Annotated in this window: 23 protein-coding genes and 1 rRNA gene; 22 read left to right on the forward strand and 2 right to left on the reverse strand. The window is 47.3% G+C overall.

Annotation, left to right across the window (positions count from 1 at the left end):
• The first annotated feature begins 12 nt into the window (after positions 1-12).
• The 14 genes from rpsM (at position 13) to KQI79_RS17420 (ending at position 10,669) form a co-directional block, all read left to right on the forward strand.
• A complete protein-coding gene (rpsM, locus tag KQI79_RS17355; protein ID WP_216539556.1) occupies positions 13-381 on the forward strand; it encodes a 30S ribosomal protein S13 in 369 nt (122 codons plus the stop codon).
• 18 nt (positions 382-399) lie between these two features.
• Positions 400-795: a 30S ribosomal protein S11 gene (gene rpsK / locus KQI79_RS17360; RefSeq protein ID WP_216539557.1), complete on the forward strand. Its 396-nt coding sequence runs from the start codon at positions 400-402 to the stop codon at positions 793-795.
• A gap of 124 nt (positions 796-919) precedes the next feature.
• Positions 920-1,864 carry a DNA-directed RNA polymerase subunit alpha gene (locus KQI79_RS17365; protein WP_216539558.1) on the forward strand — a complete coding sequence of 315 codons (945 nt, stop codon included), beginning with the start codon at positions 920-922 and terminating at the stop codon, positions 1,862-1,864.
• A gap of 30 nt (positions 1,865-1,894) precedes the next feature.
• Positions 1,895-2,260, forward strand: a complete 366-nt coding sequence (rplQ, locus tag KQI79_RS17370) for a 50S ribosomal protein L17 (RefSeq protein ID WP_216539559.1) — start codon at positions 1,895-1,897, stop codon at positions 2,258-2,260.
• 113 nt (positions 2,261-2,373) lie between these two features.
• On the forward strand, positions 2,374-3,159 hold the full coding sequence (gene truA, locus KQI79_RS17375; protein WP_216539560.1) for a tRNA pseudouridine(38-40) synthase TruA: 786 nt from the start codon (positions 2,374-2,376) through the stop codon (positions 3,157-3,159).
• Positions 3,160-3,354: 195 nt separating this feature from the next.
• Positions 3,355-3,792 (forward strand): 50S ribosomal protein L13, encoded by a 438-nt coding sequence (rplM, locus tag KQI79_RS17380; protein WP_216539561.1) that lies wholly within the window; start codon positions 3,355-3,357, stop codon positions 3,790-3,792.
• Positions 3,793-3,812: 20 nt separating this feature from the next.
• Complete coding sequence (gene rpsI, locus KQI79_RS17385) at positions 3,813-4,205, forward strand: 30S ribosomal protein S9 (protein ID WP_216539562.1); 393 nt, start codon at positions 3,813-3,815, stop codon at positions 4,203-4,205.
• 154 nt (positions 4,206-4,359) lie between these two features.
• Positions 4,360-4,890, forward strand: a complete 531-nt coding sequence (locus tag KQI79_RS17390; protein WP_216539563.1) for an RNA polymerase sigma factor — start codon at positions 4,360-4,362, stop codon at positions 4,888-4,890.
• The gene (locus KQI79_RS17395; RefSeq protein WP_216539564.1) at positions 4,880-5,218 is read left to right on the forward strand and encodes a hypothetical protein; all 339 of its coding nucleotides are present in this window, start codon (positions 4,880-4,882) and stop codon (positions 5,216-5,218) included. The genes KQI79_RS17390 and KQI79_RS17395 overlap by 11 nt, the downstream gene beginning before the upstream one ends.
• Positions 5,206-5,943 carry a hypothetical protein gene (locus KQI79_RS17400; RefSeq protein ID WP_216539565.1) on the forward strand — a complete coding sequence of 246 codons (738 nt, stop codon included), beginning with the start codon at positions 5,206-5,208 and terminating at the stop codon, positions 5,941-5,943. The genes KQI79_RS17395 and KQI79_RS17400 overlap by 13 nt, the downstream gene beginning before the upstream one ends.
• An 817-nt stretch (positions 5,944-6,760) precedes the next feature.
• Positions 6,761-7,453, forward strand: a complete 693-nt coding sequence (locus KQI79_RS17405) for a phosphoadenylyl-sulfate reductase (protein WP_216539566.1) — start codon at positions 6,761-6,763, stop codon at positions 7,451-7,453.
• 23 nt (positions 7,454-7,476) lie between these two features.
• Complete coding sequence (gene sat / locus KQI79_RS17410) at positions 7,477-8,646, forward strand: sulfate adenylyltransferase (protein WP_216539567.1); 1,170 nt, start codon at positions 7,477-7,479, stop codon at positions 8,644-8,646.
• Positions 8,647-8,712: 66 nt separating this feature from the next.
• Positions 8,713-9,474: an N-acetylmuramoyl-L-alanine amidase CwlD gene (gene cwlD / locus KQI79_RS17415; protein ID WP_216539568.1), complete on the forward strand. Its 762-nt coding sequence runs from the start codon at positions 8,713-8,715 to the stop codon at positions 9,472-9,474.
• Between the two features lie 58 nt (positions 9,475-9,532).
• Positions 9,533-10,669 carry an Mrp/NBP35 family ATP-binding protein gene (locus tag KQI79_RS17420; protein WP_216539569.1) on the forward strand — a complete coding sequence of 379 codons (1,137 nt, stop codon included), beginning with the start codon at positions 9,533-9,535 and terminating at the stop codon, positions 10,667-10,669.
• Between the two features lie 32 nt (positions 10,670-10,701).
• On the opposite strand, the gene gerD is transcribed toward KQI79_RS17420, so the two are convergent.
• Positions 10,702-11,457 carry a spore germination lipoprotein GerD gene (gene gerD / locus KQI79_RS17425; protein ID WP_216539570.1) on the reverse strand — a complete coding sequence of 252 codons (756 nt, stop codon included), beginning with the start codon at positions 11,455-11,457 and terminating at the stop codon, positions 10,702-10,704.
• Between the two features lie 244 nt (positions 11,458-11,701).
• Complete coding sequence (gene pdaB / locus KQI79_RS17430) at positions 11,702-12,505, reverse strand: polysaccharide deacetylase family sporulation protein PdaB (RefSeq protein ID WP_216539571.1); 804 nt, start codon at positions 12,503-12,505, stop codon at positions 11,702-11,704.
• A 264-nt stretch (positions 12,506-12,769) separates the two neighbouring features.
• Between pdaB and KQI79_RS17435 the strand changes: the two genes are divergently transcribed.
• From KQI79_RS17435 to KQI79_RS17470, 8 genes are all read left to right on the forward strand, one after another.
• Positions 12,770-13,366: a stage II sporulation protein M gene (locus KQI79_RS17435; protein WP_216539572.1), complete on the forward strand. Its 597-nt coding sequence runs from the start codon at positions 12,770-12,772 to the stop codon at positions 13,364-13,366.
• Positions 13,367-13,468: 102 nt separating this feature from the next.
• Complete coding sequence (locus KQI79_RS17440; RefSeq protein ID WP_216539573.1) at positions 13,469-14,158, forward strand: FadR/GntR family transcriptional regulator; 690 nt, start codon at positions 13,469-13,471, stop codon at positions 14,156-14,158.
• 246 nt (positions 14,159-14,404) lie between these two features.
• Positions 14,405-15,721, forward strand: coding sequence for an ABC transporter substrate-binding protein (locus tag KQI79_RS17445; protein ID WP_216539574.1), 1,317 nt, complete (start codon positions 14,405-14,407; stop codon positions 15,719-15,721).
• Positions 15,722-15,816: 95 nt separating this feature from the next.
• A complete protein-coding gene (locus KQI79_RS17450; protein WP_253298221.1) occupies positions 15,817-16,737 on the forward strand; it encodes a carbohydrate ABC transporter permease in 921 nt (306 codons plus the stop codon).
• Positions 16,737-17,573, forward strand: coding sequence for a carbohydrate ABC transporter permease (locus KQI79_RS17455; RefSeq protein WP_216539576.1), 837 nt, complete (start codon positions 16,737-16,739; stop codon positions 17,571-17,573). Before KQI79_RS17450 ends, KQI79_RS17455 begins: the two co-directional genes overlap by 1 nt.
• 40 nt (positions 17,574-17,613) lie before the next feature.
• Positions 17,614-18,801, forward strand: a complete 1,188-nt coding sequence (locus tag KQI79_RS17460; protein WP_216539577.1) for a trans-sulfuration enzyme family protein — start codon at positions 17,614-17,616, stop codon at positions 18,799-18,801.
• Positions 18,802-18,997: 196 nt separating this feature from the next.
• Positions 18,998-19,249: a hypothetical protein gene (locus KQI79_RS17465; protein WP_216539578.1), complete on the forward strand. Its 252-nt coding sequence runs from the start codon at positions 18,998-19,000 to the stop codon at positions 19,247-19,249.
• Between the two features lie 367 nt (positions 19,250-19,616).
• Positions 19,617-19,738, forward strand: a 16S ribosomal RNA gene (locus KQI79_RS17470); the annotation flags it as partial.

Raw genomic sequence — 19,738 nt, forward strand, 5'->3', positions numbered from 1 at the left:
TGTAGCGTAATTATGGCTCGTATAGCTGGTGTGGATTTGCCACGTGACAAACGCGTTGAGATCGCCTTAACTTATATTTTCGGAATCGGGAGAACGACTTCCCAGAAAATTTTGAGCACAACAGGCATCAATCCTGATACTCGCGTTCGCGATTTAACGGAAGACGAAGTGAGCAAGCTTCGTGAAACGATCGATAAAACGGTTAAGGTTGAAGGTGACCTTCGCCGTGAAATTTCATTGAATATTAAACGCTTGATTGAAATTGGATGTTATCGCGGTATCCGCCATCGTCGCGGTTTACCCGTTCGTGGACAACGTACAAAAACAAATGCTCGTACACGTAAAGGCCCTCGTCGTACTGTAGCGAATAAGAAAAAATAATAAGGGGGGATAACTAGCATGGCTAAAGCGAAAAAAGTCGTTCGTACAAAACGTCGTGACCGTAAAAATATCGAATCCGGTGTTGCGCATATTCGTTCAACATTCAACAATACGATCGTAACGATCACGGATCCGCACGGGAATGCGATTTCCTGGGCAAGCTCCGGCGGTCTTGGATTTAAAGGCTCCCGCAAAAGCACGCCATATGCAGCGCAAATGGCGGCTGAGACGGCTGCGAAAGCCGCTATGGAACATGGGATGAAGGCTGTTGAGGTTATGGTTAAAGGTCCGGGCGCAGGCCGCGAAGCAGCAATTCGCTCTTTGCAAGCAGCCGGCTTGGAAGTTAACTTGATCAAAGACGTTACTCCTATCCCGCATAACGGATGCCGTCCGCCAAAACGTCGTCGCGTCTAATGAGACATCTCATTGTGGTATAATTTACCTGCAACTTGTGAATAATGGTTGTTTAGGCATACTGCATGAATCGACTGAATAAAAGGTTTCAAACGGAGCGACGTTTTGAAGGAGGGTTATTTCAGTGATTGAAATCGAAAAGCCGAAAATAGAAACCGTAGACGTTAACGAGTTAGGCACCTACGGGAAATTCGTTGTTGAACCGCTCGAACGCGGTTATGGGACGACGCTGGGCAACTCGTTGCGCCGTATATTGCTCTCTTCATTGCCGGGCGCGGCAGTTACTTCCGTCCAAATTGACGGCGTTCTGCACGAGTTCTCCACGATTCCCGGCGTAATCGAAGACGTAACGGAAATTATTCTAAACCTGAAAGGCCTATCGCTTAAAATTCATTCCGACGAAGAGAAAGTGTTGGAAATCGATGCAGAAGGCGAAGGCGTTGTTACGGCAGGCGATATTCGGGCGGATAGCGATGTCGAGATCTTGAACCCGGATCTTCATATTGCGACGCTTTCCCAAGGTTCAAGATTGCATATGCGCATTTTCGCGAACCGGGGTCGCGGTTTCGTGCTGGCGGACCGCAACAAGTCGGAGGATCAACCGATCGGCGTCATTCCCGTCGATTCGATCTATACGCCAATTGCACGCGTGAACTACGGTGTAGAAAATACTCGTGTCGGTCAAGTGACGAACTATGATAAACTAACCCTCGAAGTATGGACCGACGGAAGCATTCGGCCGGAAGAAGCGGTGAGCCTCGGCGCCAAAATCTTGACAGAGCATTTGATGCTGTTCGTAGGTTTGACCGATGAGGCGAAAGACGCGGAAATCATGGTCGAAAAAGAAGAAGACAAAAAAGAAAAAGTGCTCGAGATGACGATCGAAGAACTTGATCTTTCCGTTCGTTCCTACAACTGTCTCAAACGTGCGGGCATTAATACGGTACAAGAATTGATTACGAAAACCGAAGAAGATATGATGAAAGTTCGCAACCTCGGACGCAAATCTTTGGAGGAAGTTCAGGAGAAACTGGAAGAGCTCGGCTTGGGCTTGCGAATGGAAGACTAGTTATATCTGCTAGCGAAGGAGGGGAAAGACATGGCATATCAAAAATTGGGTCGTGACTCAAGCGCACGCAAAGCTTTGTTCCGTGACTTGGTAACCGACTTGTTCTTATATGAGCGCATTCAGACGACGGAAGCGAAAGCGAAAGAAGTTCGTTCCATCGCTGAAAAGCTGATCACGCTTGCGAAACGCGGAGATCTTCACGCGCGTCGTCAAGTGGCGGCATTCGTGCGCCGCGAAACGGTTAACGGTGAGCAAGATGCAATCCAAAAATTGTTTTCTGAATTGGCCACTCGTTACTCGGAGCGTCCAGGTGGATACACTCGTATTCTAAAACTGGGGCCTCGTCGCGGTGACTCAGCTCCTATGGTTTATTTAGAATTAGTGGATCGCGCTTAATTGACCTTATGAGAAAGGGTGGACAGAATCTTCGGATTCTGAACAAGCCCTTTTTTCTTTTGAGCGCATGATTTGAAAAGCAAGTTTTGTAGAAGGATTTCGGGAGGGGACGAATGCGGAACATCTGTATGGTTGTAAGTTATGACGGCACGGGATATTACGGCTTTCAGACGCAGCCGGGACACAATACGATACAGGACAAAATCGAAGCGGCCATCTTGTCGTTGACGGGGGAAACGGTCAAAATTATCTCCTCGGGACGCACGGATGCCGGCGTACACGCTTACGGACAAGTCTTCAATTTCGCTACGCATTCCTCCATCCCGCTGGAACGCTGGAGTTTGGCGCTCAACACGCGCCTGCCGAAAGACATCGTCATTCGTTCGGCGAGGGAAGTGCCGCCGGACTTTCATGCGCGCAGATCCGCCAAACGGAAAACGTACCGGTACACGATCAACGCCAACCAATTTCCGGACGTCTTTCACCGGCATTTTCAATTTCATCATCCGACCAAGCTGGACGTCGAAGAAATGCGCAAGGCGCTCGCGCATGTCGTCGGCACGTATGACTATACTTCGTTCGCTTCCCGCAAATCGACGAAAGCAAGCCATGTGCGAACGATATACGAAGCCTGGATCGAACAGGATCTGAGCGGCGCCGTTCCGGGGACGAGGGATCAAGGCGTTCTTCATACGTATATGACGGGGAACGGATTTTTGCATAACATGGTACGCATCATTATGGGGACGCTGCTGCGCGTCGGACAAGGCAAGCTTGGGAGCGAAGAGATTCCCCGGATATTGGCGGCCAAGGACCGGTCGGCCGCAGGGCCGACGGCCGTTGCGCACGGGCTCGCGCTGTGGGATGTGGCATACGATTTCGACTCCGTCGAACGGTGAAAAAAATGTGATGGAATCTTTGAAAAACCTTGCGGTTTAGGGCGTAATATTGTAAAATATAACTTGTGCTTTCTTAATGGCTTTCCCACAGCCCCCAATCAAGAAACACAATTGACGTATTTTTTAAACGAACAGAATTTGAATGAACGAAGATAAATCGGAAAATGCTTTCGACGAATTAAGGAGGATCTTTTCATGCGTACCACATATATGGCGAAGCCAAACGAAGTTGAGCGCAAATGGTACATCATCGATGCGGAAGGCAAAACGCTCGGTCGCTTGGCGACGGAAGCTGCAAGCCTGATCCGCGGCAAACATAAGCCTCAATTTACTCCACATGTTGATACTGGAGATTTCGTAGTTATTATTAATGCAGACAAAATTGTCTTAACAGGCAAAAAGCTGCAAAACAAAATGTACTATCGTCACTCCCATTATCCTGGCGGTTTGAAAGTGACGTCTGCTCAAGAAATGTTGAACAAAAAACCGGAAAGAATGGTGGAATTGGCTGTACACGGCATGCTTCCTAAAAATCGTTTAGGCGAGAAAATGAAGCTGAAATTGAAAGTTTATGCCGGTTCGGAGCATCCACACCAAGCACAACAACCTGAAGTTTACGAACTTCGCGGATAATTATAAGGGAGGACAGTTTCATGGCTCAAGTACAATACTATGGGACAGGTCGTCGTAAACATTCGGTAGCTCGTGTTCGCCTTGTACCGGGTGAAGGACGCATCTTGATCAATAAACGTGATATTAACGAATATTTCGGTTTGGAAACTCTCAAACTGATCGTCAAACAACCTTTGACTTTGACGGAAACATTGGCAAAATACGATGTTCTTGTCAATACGCATGGCGGAGGCTTCTCCGGCCAAGCGGGCGCAATTCGCCACGGCATTTCCCGCGCTTTGCTCAAAGCGGATCCGGAATTCCGTCCATCTTTGAAAAAAGCCGGTTTCTTGACGCGCGACCCTCGTATGAAAGAACGTAAAAAATACGGTCTTAAAGCGGCTCGCCGCGCGCCACAATTCTCGAAACGTTAATATTCCTTGTGCATCAAGGATGCAAAGCCTCTGGCCTCATTGGTCAGGGGCTTTTGTTTTGCCTCTAGGAGGGGTAACACCAATTTAGAGTTTTTTTCTTTTTTTCGAACCGTTCCTTTAGTTGTGCAGATATATCAGTGAAGGGGGAGGGAATATGGCAGTTGATCCGCAGGAGGTAGAGCGATTGGTATATGCGTACGGTAGCCGTGTTTACACTTTCTGCCGAAAGTTGACATGGAGCCAAGCTGACGCAGACGATTTGTATCAGCAGACCTTTCTCCGTGTACTCAATATGTCTCAACAAATTGATCAAGCGAATAATCCGGCCGGATTATTAATGGCAGTGGCAGCGAGGATCTGGCATGACGAACGTAAAAAATATGCCCGAAGACAAAGAATTGCTCCCATCCAAGATGATGGTTCCGGTGAGTTAAACAATGTATCCAGTGCAATATTGACGGATCACGAATTCGAAGAAAAGCAGCGCAATAAGGAAGTGAGAAAGGCTGTTCAGGATTTGCCGGAAAAACTGCGTGTACCCATTTTATTGTATTACATGAGTGACTTGCCAGTACATGAGATTGCAAAAACTCTTCGAATTCCGGAAGGTACGGTAAAGAGCCGATTACATCAAGCGCGTGAGAAACTAAAAAAAGAATTGGGGGGGTCACAGTATGACGGATGAACTTTTTTTGGAAGATGATGTGGACGATCTGATACGGAGTTCGTTATTAACGGAAGAAACACCTCATCCGGCTATACAGGCTGCGCTTATTCATAAGATACACAGTCAGGAATCAAGTATGAACATACCATGGTGGTTGCTTGCTGTGATTGGTGGAATGCAAACAGTGGCTATTGTTGCAGTGATTTGTTTTCTTCTGCCCGGCTCATTGATTTCGTATTTGGCTATCATTTTTGGAAGTAGTTTGATCCTTTGCGCTAGCGTGCTGTCAGGTTTCGTTGGAAAGGCATGGACGAGAAAGGATGTTGATTATTCATGTGGATCGTAATGGGATTGGCCGGAGTAGTTTTGCTGCTCGTTGTAATGGCAATGGTCGGTTTAGGAATCTGGACATATCGCGATGCAAAATCACGCGGGCTTGAAGCAAGGATGTGGACTTTAATTGTGGTGCTGGTTCCCAACTTTATAGGACTGTTGCTGTATTTACTTATTGGACGCAAACAGCAACAAACATTATGTCCTTCGTGTGGATTTAAGACGCAGCAAGGAAAACCCTATTGCTCAAGTTGTGGCGCTGCCATGACACAAGGAGGGGGATCATTGGCTACATCAAAAAACAATAGCAAAAAGCCGCTGATTTTTGCGTGTACATGTGTCGCATTGACATTTATTTTAATGCTTTTCACTTCTGTTGCTAGTGTTTACGTACAGCCAGAAAAGTTTTCATCCCCAAATATTTCTGTTGGCCAGAATGAAACGAGGGTGCCAGGTGTTTGGAAGTTGTCCTTCTGGTACTTTGACGGGGAGAAAAGTCGGGCCATAGTCATGAAAAATCGAGCTCCAAGCGCTCTGAACGTCAGTGCTGAAGTTGAAAAGGGAACATTGGAAATGGGCATTAGCGTGGATGGCAAAGAAGAAAAACGTATTTCGCTCAATCATATAGATTCAAACTATGTTTGGGATTTGAGCCATTATCCAGAAAACAGCAGAGTTGTACTGCGTCTATATGGGGATGCAGCTAAAGGAAAAGTGAACATAAATTGGAATGATTAGGGGTATCGACAAGTTAATGCATAAACTATGGAACCGCCGCATACCGAACGGTACGTCCGGTGGCGTGGAGAGTCCGGCTACTCAATGAATGGGTAGCCTCCTACCCGATTGCGCTATAGCCTGGTTTGCTTCGCCCGCCCTTTGTCGATATCCCTCTCATTCAGAAAGACGGTTTCGGGACGGGGCGGCCATCCTCTGTTTGTACGGTCCGCTGGGCCCGCTGGCCGATTTCGGGCCCTGGCATGACGTGATTGTAACGATCTTCTCAGCCGCCGCGCTCAACCCCATTGGATTTCGTCCAATAGAATGTCCCTTCCGACTCTGAGAACGGTATTTCATTGGAAAACATCCAATGAAATCTTCGCAAACATACCCAAATGGCGCGAAATGAGGAGAATCCGTTGGATATTTTCCAATCCAGGCGCATCCCCATCCATAAAACAGCAAATTTCACTGGACTTTTTCCAATGGGCAACTATTCATAGACTCGAACACCGCCCTTCCCGTTCCTTCGTTACCACCCCGCCTGTGACCTTCATTCGTTCTGAACGAAAGGTATATCGGTCGAAACATATTTTTTGCCTTATCCTTTTTCACATTTTGGGCGAATGCCGAATACGTATGAAGAGGAGGTAGCGAAATTTGCGGCAAGCATTGACATCTTTTTGGAAAGATTTATAATAAAGGTAATAATTCGCATTAGAATACTAGGATATAAACGAGACGTCGCGAAAACGGTGAAACATGCTTCAAAGCAAATTTTGCGAGAGGCCGTTCGGGGAAGCATCGCTCATCAACTTTAAGGAGGAGAGTTCACATGAATTTGATGGAAAAAGAACGATTGGTCCGGGATAAGGCGGAGGAACTGGAACCCGCCTCGGCGGAAGCCGTCATCGAATGGGCGGTATCGGCCTTTTCGAACATTACGTTTGCATGCAGCTTCGGGGCGGAGGATGTCGTTATTGTCGATATGCTGCAAAAAATTAGCCCGAAGACGGATATTTTTTATCTGGATACCGACTTTCACTTTGAAGAGACGTATGCCACTCGCGACCGATTGGCGAAGCGATATAATCTCGAATTCGTACGCGGCGTGCCGAAATTGACGCCGGAGCAGCAGGCGGAGCAATACGGGGACGAGCTGTGGAAGAGCGATCCCAATTTATGCTGCAACATACGTAAAGTTGTGCCATTGACCGAGATTTTGTCCAAGTACGACGCCTGGATTACGGGAATTCGCCGCGACCAAGCGCCGACGCGTGCGAATGCGAAGAAGGTCGAGTACGATTACAAGTTCGGACTGATCAAGTTCAATCCGATTGCCGACTGGACGTCGGACGATGTGTGGAATTATATCCGCAAGCATGATGTGATTTATAATCCGCTTCACGACAATAACTACCCCAGCATCGGCTGCAGCCATTGCACGCGGCAAGTGATGCCCGGCGAAGATCCGCGGGCTGGGCGCTGGTCCGGCAAGGAGAAGACGGAGTGCGGGTTGCATAAGTAAACGAATAATAGGGGGAAACCGATATGACTGCGATACAACCTCACGGCGGAACGCTAATCCGGCGGGTCGCAACCGGAGAGGAGCGCGAACGCTTGCTTCGTGCCGCGGAATCGTTGCGCCGGGTACCGATCGACAGATGGACGATATCCGACTTGGATTTGATCGGAGTCGGCGCGTTCTCGCCGTTAACGGGATTTATGAATGAGGCGGATTACCGTTCCGTTGTCGATCGAATGCGACTGGCCGACGGCACGGTATGGAGCATTCCGATCACATTGGCCGTGGATGAGCAATTGGCCGGTGCGCTGAGCGCGGGCGAGCAGGTTGCGCTTGTTGGCGAGCAAGACGGCGTCGTATACGGCATCATTCAAGTCGAGAGCATATACGAAGCCGACCAAGTGGAAGAAGCGGTGAAAGTGTTCAAAACGGCGGATACGAATCATCCGGGCGTTCAGAAACTGTTCGCCAGGCCTGCGCACTATATCGGGGGAGCCGTTCAAGTGTTGAATCGGCCCGTGCCCGATCAATTCAACGAATATTACTTCGATCCGGCGGAAACGCGCCGCATCTTCGCCGAGAAAGGATGGCGCACGGTCGTAGGCTTTCAAACGCGCAATCCGGTTCACCGCGCGCATGAATATATTCAAAAGAGCGCAATGGAGATCGTTGACGCATTATTTTTGAATCCGCTTGTCGGCGAGACGAAGTCCGACGACGTACCGGCCGACGTGCGCATGAGAAGCTATGTCGCTTTGCTTGAGCATTATTATCCGAAGGATCGGGTATTTTTGGGCGTGTTTCCGGCGGCGATGCGGTATGCCGGGCCGAGAGAGGCGATTTTCCATGCGATGGTGAGGAAAAACTTCGGCTGTACCCATTTCATCGTCGGACGCGACCATGCCGGTGTCGGCGATTATTACGGCACGTACGAAGCGCAAGAAATATTCAGCCGCTTCACGGCGGAGGAACTGGGCATCACGCTGCTGTTCTTCGAGCATAGCTTCTATTGTACGAAATGCGGGAATATGGCATCGAGCAAGACATGTCCCCATCCGAAGGAAGATCATTTGACGCTATCGGGCACGAAAGTGCGCGAGTTGTTGAGAAACGGCGTTTGCCCGCCTCCGGAATTTTCCAGGCCGGCCGTGGCGCAAATCTTAATCGAAGGCATGGCCGAACAAGTCATAACCTAACGTATATTTGTCCACCTTATAACATATAGATGATTAGACTCTGTATGGGATAAGGTGGGTTTTTTTATGGGCAAACAACGCAAACGAACGATTTTGTGGATTCGGCTCAGTGATTTGAAACGATGGATGATCGCCGCCTGTCTGCTCGTTTTAATAGTTGCGGTCATGACGTATGAGATCCCCTCGACGAAAACGTGGACGTATTGGACGTTGCCTCTATCGGGCAAAGTGATCGTGCTGGATGCCGGGCACGGCGGACCGGACGGAGGCGCGGTTAGCAAGCAAGGCATTATCGAAAAAGACATCAATTTGGCCATTACCTTATATTTGCGCGATTATTTGCAGCAGTCCGGCGCCATCGTTCGAATGACGAGGGAAGGCGATTACGATTTGGCAGGCAAGGATACGAAAATTCTTCGCAGGCGCAAAACGGAAGATTTGATGAAACGAATGGAGATTATCGAGAAGCAGAAGCCGGATCTGATGGTGAGCATTCATTTGAACAGTTTTACGTCCGCCCGTTGGAGGGGGGCGCAAACCTTCTATTATCCAAGCCATCCCGATAACGGAAATTTGGCGGCCTTAATCCAGGAGGAAATCAAGCGCAATCTGGAAAATACCGAACGGGTAGCGAAAGCGGTCGATAGAGACGTATATCTGTTGAAAATGACCAAAGCGCCTTCCGCGCTTGTGGAGGTAGGGTTTCTGTCGCACCCGCAGGAGTCGCGCCTGCTCGCGGACGAGGAATACCAACGGAAAGTGGCCGCGTCGATCTACAAAGGGATATTGCGTTACAGCGCCGGGGAGAAAATGCCAACGAGCAAATAACTATGCTATAATGAAATCGCAAGCTGTAAATTTTGATAAAAGTTGAGGTGCTGGCATCATGGTCTCCAGGGAACAAGTGATAGAGTCGTTGCAGACGGTAACCGATCCGATTTTACATAAAAGCCTGACCGAGCTGCAATTGATTCGCGACATTATGGCGAAAGAAGATAAAATCGCTTTAACCGTAATCGGTTCGACCGAAGACGAAGGGTTGCGGTCGGCGTTGCGTGAGCAAATTGTCGGCAAATTGCGCGAGATTGGCGCCGTGGACGTACATGTGCGCTTCCGTTCCATGTCGGATCGCGAGCGGGCCGAAGCGGAGGCGATCGCGTCAGGGAAAGGCCAGGCTGCGGAGGAACAGAGCGCAAACGGCGGACCGGCAGCCGCTCCGGTGAAAGGGCATGGTGCGGGGTTGGAGAAGCATCCGCTGCTTAATCCGAACAATAAGGTAACGTTTATCGCTGTCGCCAGCGGCAAGGGCGGAGTCGGCAAATCGACCGTTACGGCGAACTTGGCCGTCGCATTGGCGCGCCAAGGGAAAAAGGTCGGATTGATCGATGCCGACATTTACGGGTTTAGCATACCGGATATGATGGGGATCGAAGAGAGACCGGCCGTATCCGACGATTTGATTGCACCGATCGAACGATTCGGCGTGAAAGTGATGTCCACCGGTTTCTTCGTCGAGGAGAACAGTCCAGTCGTCTGGAGAGGGCCGAAACTTGGCAAAATGCTGCGCAGCTTCTTAAGCGAAGTGAACTGGGGCGAGCTGGATTTTATGCTGCTGGACTTGCCGCCGGGAACAGGGGATATCGCGCTTGACGTTCACCAAATGATCCCGCAAAGCAAAGAAATTATCGTGACGACTCCGCATGCGACGGCTGCGTTCGTTGCCGCGCGCGCGGGAACGATGGCAATCCAAACCAATCATGAAATTATCGGCGTTATCGAAAATATGGCCTATTACGAATGCGGGTCTTGCGGCAATAAAGATTATATATTCGGCCGCGGCGGCGGAGCCAAATTGGCGGAATCGCTTCACTGCGATCTGCTCGCGCAAATACCGCTGGGCATTCCCGATAATCATCCGTCGGAACCCGATTTCTCTCCTTCCGTATATAAAGCCGAATCGGATACCGGACGGATTTATTTGGACGTTGCGGCGAAAATCATCGATAAATGCCAGCAGGACTGACGGGAAACCGTCAGTCCTTTCTTCTTGAACCTTTATCTGCTGCCTTCTCCTTCTCCTTCTCCTTCGCCGCCTTCTCCTTCGCCGCCTTCGCCTTGTTCATCCTGCCGCTGGTCGCCGCCTTCCTTGCCCTGGCCCTTTTCTTTTTTGCCGCCTTCTTGTCCTTTTTTCTCTTTTTCGACTTTCGGCCGCAATTCATCTTGTACGACGGTGCGCAACAGTTCCATGACTTGCATTTTGAACATCGGGTTTTGCATCGTTTCCTGCATAACGGTCATCGTTTGCTTGCGGAATTCAGGTCCTTTGGTCAAGTCGAGGAACATTTTCATGATCTCCGGCGACTTCATAATATCGGCAACGGATTGCTGATACGTCGGATCCTTGATTAGCTCTTTATGCAACTGTTTATTTTGCGATTGAATCGCTTTGGAGAAATCGCCGGCGAATTTCGGGTCGGTCATTACTTTTTCGATTTCTTTTTTATATTCCGGAGACGTTAGAACATCCTTAACAGTCAACCTCATTTGCTCAATCCCTTGGGTCCCCAGCATTTTCATTTGCATGCCTGCGGAGCCTCCGGATCCGCCGCCTTCGCTTCCGCCGCCGGACCCGCCCGACGAAGCTTCCTCAATCGCCTTTTTTCCCTCGTCGGTTTTCAAAATGTCAACGACCATCGATTTTAACTCTTTGTAGTTGGGTTGACCGCTGGAAGCTTGCTGACCTGAACCGCATGCAGTTACCACCATTAACATCAGAAATATAGATAAGATACGGGTCACGGATGCGTTCATCGCTTGCTGATCTCCCTTCGTTTCGCAATGTATGTTTTATTTTCCATGTTTATCAGTCCCCGTGTCGTGGCTTTTATTATCATTTAATAACTGTAGTATGTGAGGCTTGCATCTGTTTTATGTTGCAGGAGAAACGGCCTTTTATTGATTCCGCTGGAGATTATCGCCAAACAAACAATTTCTGAAACTAAAAAAATCGCCCTCCAACCAAACCGAGTCGGATAAGGGCGATCGTTCCGATATGTTACATTCCGGCTGCATCGTTTAACATGTCCATAATTGCCGGCTGATCCTGAATTTGTTTGTTTTGCAATTCGGTTTGGTTAATCAATTCGGTAACGGTCACGAATTCGTATCCTTGCTCGCGCAATTGATCGATTATGGCAGGCAACGCTTCATGCGTTTGATTGCATGAGTCGCTTGCATGCATAAGAACGATGTCGCCCGGATGTGCTTTCGTTACGACGCGTTCGATAATTTTTTCCGTACCGATATTTTGCCAATCCATCGAATCCGTATCCCATTGAATGACTTTATAATTCATTTCGTCCGCGATGCGCAGCACCTTTTTGTCAAAATCGCCGTTGGGCAGGCGGATCAAGTTCGGTTGTTTTCCGGTTATTTCGGTTAAAATATGATGGGCGGTTTGGATTTGATTGCGGATCTCTTCTTCGTCCAACATACTGTAATTGACATGTTTATGCCCATGACTGCCAATTTCGAATCCCGAATCGGCGATTTTCTTCACCACTTCGGGATGGGTTTTGCTCCAAGGGGAAGAGAGGAAAAATGTCGCTTTCTGCACGCCTTTTTCTTGCAAAATGTTGATGATCGGTTCGGCGCGCTTATCGCCCCAACTGATGTCGAAGGTAAGCGCAATTACCTTTTTTTCGGTTGGAACGCTGTAAATCGCGGAAGGGGCTCCTTGGGAGAAAACCGTAATATTGTCGCTTTCGATGTATACGACACCAATGGCGAATACGAGAGCAACGACCAGAAAAAAATATCGTTTTATTTTTTTTCCGCTTAATACATAAAAAAAGTTCATACATCCAATGCTCCTTTCGTACTTACATGGAATTAAGACGGCTTACAGCCAAGCAATTGGCTTGTTTCTATCAATTGTATGCTCGTACGACCCAGATATGATTCGGAAAGGAATGCAATTATTCCGATTTTTGTTTACAATATTCAACGAAAACGCCGTTTGCCGCCGTTGCCCGCAATCGTCGGTTTATGGCCAGACGGCAGACAGGTGAAGGGAGAGGATGTTTTGTTCGGTTTAGGCGCAGTTTGGAAGCATTTTAGAGTAATGAGAGGATATATTCTCGTATCCGCGCTGCTGTTTGCGGCAGGCATCGCGTTCGGAGCGACCCCTGCGGTATCGGCCGCGCTGGAATCTTTTTTGGCGCAACAAGTGCAAGGTTTGAGCGAAATTCAGAAGATGCTTGCCGAGCAGGAAAATACGCAGTTGGCGACTTTTATTTTTATTTTTCTCAACAATTCCATTAAAGCGGTATTTGTCATTTTCCTCGGCGCCGTTCTTGGCATTGCTCCGGTTCTATTCCTCGTTGTGAACGGATTGCTGGTCGGTTTCGTCGTCCAAATAAGCGCGGCGCAATACAGCAGCGTGTGGGAATTGATTGTGAAAGGCTTGCTGCCGCATGGGATTCTGGAAATTCCGGCGATTATTATCGCCTGCGCTTACGGTATGCGCTTCGGCATTTTATTGATTCAAAGCATCGGTTGGTCGTTGACTCCCAAACGAGCGGAGATCGGCGACAGCCTCGGAGAGTTCATGATGCGCAGTCTCGCCGTTTCCGTCTGGATTGTCGTCGCTTTATTCGTGGCCGCTGTCATCGAGAGCACGTTCACGATGTGGCTCATGCAGACGGTGAAGGCAAGCTGACGGAGAGGGGCAATTTGCCCACAAAAATAAACATTCGATTTGACAGTACGCAGCCATTTCCTCTATCATTTAATCAATATTCTTCAAGAGGAGGGGATGGGAATGAAACCGGTTAAAAGAGAACTAGTTCATGAATTAGCTGCCAAGGAGCTTCAAAACTATATCCATGAGCAGCGATTCAAGGAAGGAGACAAGCTGCCGTCTCTGGAAGAGCTATGCAATATGCTGCAGGTTGGCAGATCCTCCATGCGTGAAGCCCTTCGATACCTTGAGGCGATGGAAGTCATCGAGATGATTAATGGAAAGGGCATCTACGTAAAGGATGTTGATACATACCGTTTTTCTGCCAAGGTGAAGGGCGAAAACTTCAAACAGATACTGCTGCATGTGCTGGAGGTTCGGCGAGGCCTGGAAGGGCAATGCGTGGAGTTGGCAGCTTCGCGGGCGACTCCGGAGGATATCGCTCAGATGGAGTACTTTTTGAAGGAAATGAAGCGATTGGATGAGATTCAAGGAGATAAATCGCAATTTGATATGCATTTTCATCGGACGATCTTTAAAGCTTCCGGAAATCCGGTAATGGAGAGCGTAATCAATTCCGTATGGGATATGATGGAGCATTTCTGGAAATATCCGTTCGGCAAGAAGGACATTTTCGATGATACGCTGGAATATCACTTTACAATCGCAGAGGCGATTAAGAACAAGGATGCGGTTAAAGCGCGGCAAGAATTTAATTTAATGATGGATTTAATTGAAACCGACATTCACAAGGCATCTCAGAATAGTTAGTCATTCTTCCCTCTGCCGTATTCCTCAACACATCCGAAATGAACTTTTAGTCTTGCACATGTAGCAGATATCAGTGTAGCGAATATGTATCTTTACCCAAACTAGGCACTATGCTATAATTTACCTATCAGATAGGATGATAGACAGAAAGGTTTTTTCTTCAACCTATCTGATAGGATGACAGATGGATTGATTGTTTATCGTTTTACTAGCTACATCACTTCTTACTAAGGGGGCAGTTGTTTCATGATGAGAATGAAAAAGGTAGTGAGTTTGGTTCTAATCACTGCATTGTTGCTTGTATTGGCAGCATGCGGCAGTAAGGAAAACAGCAATTCTGGATCGGACAATACTAAAGGCGAGCAAGTGAAGCTTACAATGGTTGAAAGCCTATCAAGTCCAAAACGTACTGAATTTTTAAAGCAATCGATTGCTGAGTTTGAAAAACAAAATCCGAATATTAAAGTTGAGTTGATCTCCCCTCCGCTAGAGAGTGCGGATAACAAAATCAATCAAATGCTGGCGGCTAAACAAGACGTTGACGTTCTCGAGGTTCGCGACATTACAGTCGCACAATTCGTAAACAATAGTTACCTTGAGAGCCTTGAGCCTTATGTGAGCAATTGGGCGGATTATAGCACGCTTTCTATAAGCGCTCTCACAATGGCTAAGGACATTAATAATACAGCGTACTACATCCCTTACGGTATTTACCAAAGAGAGCTGTTTTACCGTACGGATTTGTTCGCTGAGAAAAATCTAAAGGTTCCTACAACTTGGGAGGAGCTTTATGAGGTAGGCAAAGCACTTACAGATCCTTCTCAAAATAAATATGGCTATTCCTTCCGCGGCGGCGCCGGCGCTGAGCAATATATGACGCAAATCGTTCAGGACTATAACGGAAGCAATGTTAACCCTGGAGATTCCGTATTCAATAATGACGGCTCTACGATTTTCTCAACACCAGGCGCAATTGAAGCGCTTGAGCTATACAAAAAGATTTATAAAGAAATCTCTCCTCCAGACTCTGCAAACTGGGCATTCTCTGAGCAGGTACAAGGCTTTACGAGCGGAACAACAGCTATGCTGATCCAAGACCCGGATACGATTGAGTCTATAGCAACTGCGCTTAATGAAGATCAATGGGCTTCTGCACCGCTTCCAACTGGTCCAGACGGCGTATCTCACTTTGTGCTTGGTTCCGCCGGGTGGGGGATGACTTCGCACTCCAAGCATAAAGATGAAGCATGGAAGCTGATTGAATTCCTGTCTTCTCCGGAGCAAAACCTTGCTTTCTCCAAGACAGCAGGCATCATTCCTATTCATACAACAGCTTCTGATGACGAATTCTTCAAAGTTGGCGCGTATGCACCATACATCGAAATGGCTAATAAACCGGAGCAATTCGTTGGCGTTAAGCCATTCACTAACTACAAGGGCTACCAATTGTATAAACAAGCAGGAACAGAAAAGGGACAAGCCTTCCTATTCGATCGTGTCTCCGCAGAGGATCTGGCTAAGGAATTCGATGAATTCTGGATTAACGAGAAAGCTAACCAATAGTCTCGAAGCTAAACAATATTCTCACAATGCAAACTCGTTCGTGGGCAGTCATGATACTGCCCGCGAACCATCTACATGTCGGAGGTAAGCAGCCCATGTCCACTTCAGCAACACGAAGAAAAATGGTTAAGGCAGAAAAGTCCAAAATGCGGTTTGTCATCGCGTGTCTCGCACCGGCATTGCTTCTTGTTCTCGGCTTTACCTACTACCCAATGCTTAGAGGGGTAGTTATGGCATTTCAAAGCTACAGTCTATTCAATCTCTCGGATGTAAAGTTCATCGGGCTTGATAATTTTAGAGATGTTATGAGCAACGATAGCTTTTGGCTGGCGCTGAAAAATAGCGTAAGCTGGGTATTTATTTCGCTTTTCTTCCAGTTTACAATGGGCTTCTCTATCGCGTTATTACTGAAAAAGCAATTTTTCGGCAGAGGCGTATATCAGGGCTTCGCATTTTTCCCTTGGGCGATGTCCGGCTTTCTGATCGGTCTGATCTGGCGCTGGCTGTTCAACGGGCAAATTGGCGTAATTAATGACTTGTTAATAAAGATTGGGATGACTGATACGCCTATTCCGTTCTTGTCCAGTCCCTCATGGGGAATGTTTGCGGTAATCGTTGCGAATATTTGGTACGGAGTGGCTTTCTTTGCCATTATGCTGCTGGCGGCACTTCAGTCAGTACCTGAGGAAATCTATGAGGCAGCGGACATGGATGGAACCAATCGCATTCAAAAGCTTTACCATATTACGATTCCTTACATTTTGCCTACGATTCTAACCACTGTAATTTTGCGTATTATTTGGATTATGAATTTCCCTGATTTGATTTACTCTATGACAAATGGCGGCCCTGCAGGCAGCACGCATATTCTATCTACTTTTATGATGGATAAAATTTTGTTCGGTGGAGATTACGGCAAGGCGGCAGCAGTCGGGCTCATCATGATGGTCATTCTGTTCCTGTTCATGTTCTTTTATTTCGCCGCTACTAAGCATGAAAAGGCAGGGGATTTCTAATGTACGGAAAAAGCTCACTACCTGTAAAAATATTGCGGTATCTCGCTCTGGGCATTTATCTTGTCATCGTTGTTTTCCCGCTTTACTGGATGATGATTACTTCATTGAAACCTAAGAAGGATATTTTCGGCCTGCCGATTCAATATTGGCCCAAACAATTTTCATTTGAAAACTATGAGAACATCTTTCAGATTACGAAGTTCCATATATATATCGGCAATAGCTTGATTGTCTCCCTTGCGGCGGCATTTGTTGTGCTGGTTATTGCGACCCTGAGTGCATACGTACTGGCCAGATACAAATTCAAAGGAAGCAGACAAATTATGTTCATGTTCTTCCTTACGCAGGTTATTCCGGCTTTTATCGGCTTCGCGCCGCTGTACTTGATGCTAACCAAGATGAACCTAACCAATACATTGCCAGGTCTGGTGATTGTATATACCGTTATGTGCATTCCGTTCAGCACGATTATGCTTCAGGGCTTCTTCCAGCGTGTTCCGTCCAGTCTTGAAGAGGCCGCGCAAATTGACGGCTGCTCTCGATTAGGCGCACTAGTGCGTGTCATTTTGCCAGTAATGCTTCCGGGCTTGTCTGCAACATTTATCTTCTCCTTTGTTCAAAACTGGAACGAGCTGTTCGTCTCAGTTATGCTGATTGATAGCGAGCACTTGAAGACAATACCTGTTGCTATGAATAGCTTTATTACTAAATTTGATGTAGATTGGGGTTCGATGTCTGCAGCTACTGTTTTATCGGTTCTGCCAACAATGGTTTTGTTTGCACTTTGCCAAAGGCTTATCGTTGAAGGACTAACACAAGGAGCAGAGAAGGGCTGAAGCCGTTTACTGCATAGCATAAAGAAAGAAGGAATCAGGTATGTCACAAAATACATTAGTGCAGCAACAGACAATAGTTGCGCATGATGAGCACGATGAACGGCATCAAGGGGCTGTAACGAAGCCGATCTATCAGAACAGTCTATTTACATTTAACTCCTATACAACCTTTCTTGCTTCTATGAAAGAGGAGATTAACGCAAGCGTATACAGCCGCGGAACAAACCCGACAGTATCGGAACTTGAGATGCGCCTGGCTAAGCTTGAAGGCGGAGATCGCGCTCGCTGTTTTGCCTCTGGAATGGCAGCTATCTCATCAGCGGTTCTGTCAGTTGTCAATACAGGCGGTCATATTGTTTGTGTGGATGAGGCATATGGCCCGGCCGTTCAATTCATGGGTACTTATCTGCAGAAGTTTGACATTGAAACAACATTCGTAAATGGAACTAGCTTGAAAGAAATTGAGGGCGCGATTCGCGACAATACGAAACTCATCTACTTGGAGAGCCCAAGCAGCATGTTCTTCTCTCTGCAGGATATATCGGCCATTGCAGCTTTAGCGAAGTCTCGCGGAATTACTACGATTGTTGACAACACTTGGGCAACGCCTTGCTATCAGAGCCCGTTGGCGCTGGGCATTGATTTAGTTGTTCATTCCCTTACTAAGTATGTATCCGGTCATAGCGATTCAATTGGCGGTGTCATTGTCGGTCGTGCTGAGCTTATGAATCCTTTGATCAAAAATGAATATTTGCTGCTTGGCGGAATTATGACGCCGACTACCGCGAACCTGATCATGAGAGGTCTTCGGACTCTTCCGCTCCGAATGGAGAAGTTCCAATCGCAGGGCCTAACGGTAGCGGGCTGGCTGGAGAAGCACCCATTAGTGAAAAAGGTGAATCATCCATTATTGCCATCCCATCCGCAGCATGAGTTAGCTGCGACACAAATGCGCGGAGGAGGAAGTCTATTCTCCTTTGAAACGGAAGTTACAGTAGAAACGATGCGAAAATGGGCTGAACGCCTGAACTATTTCCGCATTGGCGTAAGTTGGGGCGGCTATGAAAGCCTGGTTGTTGTTAATCCAATATCTGACTATAAGCCTGAACGGGAAGGAACTCTGGTTCGTCTTTTTATTGGTTTGGAAGACACAAATGAGCTCATTGCTGATTTGCAAAGTTCCTTTGAAGCGATAATAGAACAAAGTATGTATCCAATGATTGATTAGCGGGATGATATCTTGCGCATTATTAACCATGCTGTCCTCTTTCGAGGGCGGCATGGCTTTTTTAACCGCAATAGAATTTATATGAACAAAAAATCGTTTGCGGCGCTATCATAAAATCTCCATTATCTGAGCATAACAGTAAAGCAGTAATCTTTTTGCATAGAAAGAAAATGAATGAAGGAGGCTTTTCGGCCAGATGCTCGGAATGCTGTTAAACGATAAGGAACGTAAAGAATTGGATTACATGCTGCGCAAGGAATTGGATGAGATGTTGCTTGATTTGAACGATACCCGGTTGGAAAGCGAGATCCGGCAGGCGATTGCTGTGCGGTACAAAACGGTGTTCCGTATGTATGCCCGGTTCGCATCGCCGAAGGAATTGTCCAGATACGTTCGAAACGGAAAGATTCCTGCACTGAAGAATGGCGAAACAAAGCGCTTGACTTAACGTGCGAAGCTATGTTAAATTATTTTTCGTTCCGATTCGCAAGATGCGATGAAGCGAGTGCTGGAATGAAGTGACAATGAAAAGTTTAAAAAAAGTGCTTGCGCGAACATGGATTGATATGATATATTATAAAAGTCGCCGCTGAAACGGCGGCACGATATGAGGATCACTTTTTGAAGCACTAGATTTGTTCTTTGAAAACTGAACAACGAGCGAATTAAGCAACAATAAATTGAGAACGACAAGTTCTCGTCAGCAACGAAATTTGAGCTATTCGGCTCTTTCATATTCGGTTTTGTCGGCTTTGCCGATGGAACCGACCAGATTATATCTCAACATCCCGTTCCGGGCCAAGAGAATAATCGTTTTCATGGAGAGTTTGATCCTGGCTCAGGACGAACGCTGGCGGCGTGCCTAATACATGCAAGTCGAGCGGAGTTCGTTTTGTAGCTTGCTACGAAGCGAACTTAGCGGCGGACGGGTGAGTAA

This window comes from Paenibacillus sp. MSJ-34, assembly GCF_018918005.1.
GTDB lineage: Bacteria > Bacillota > Bacilli > Paenibacillales > Paenibacillaceae > MSJ-34.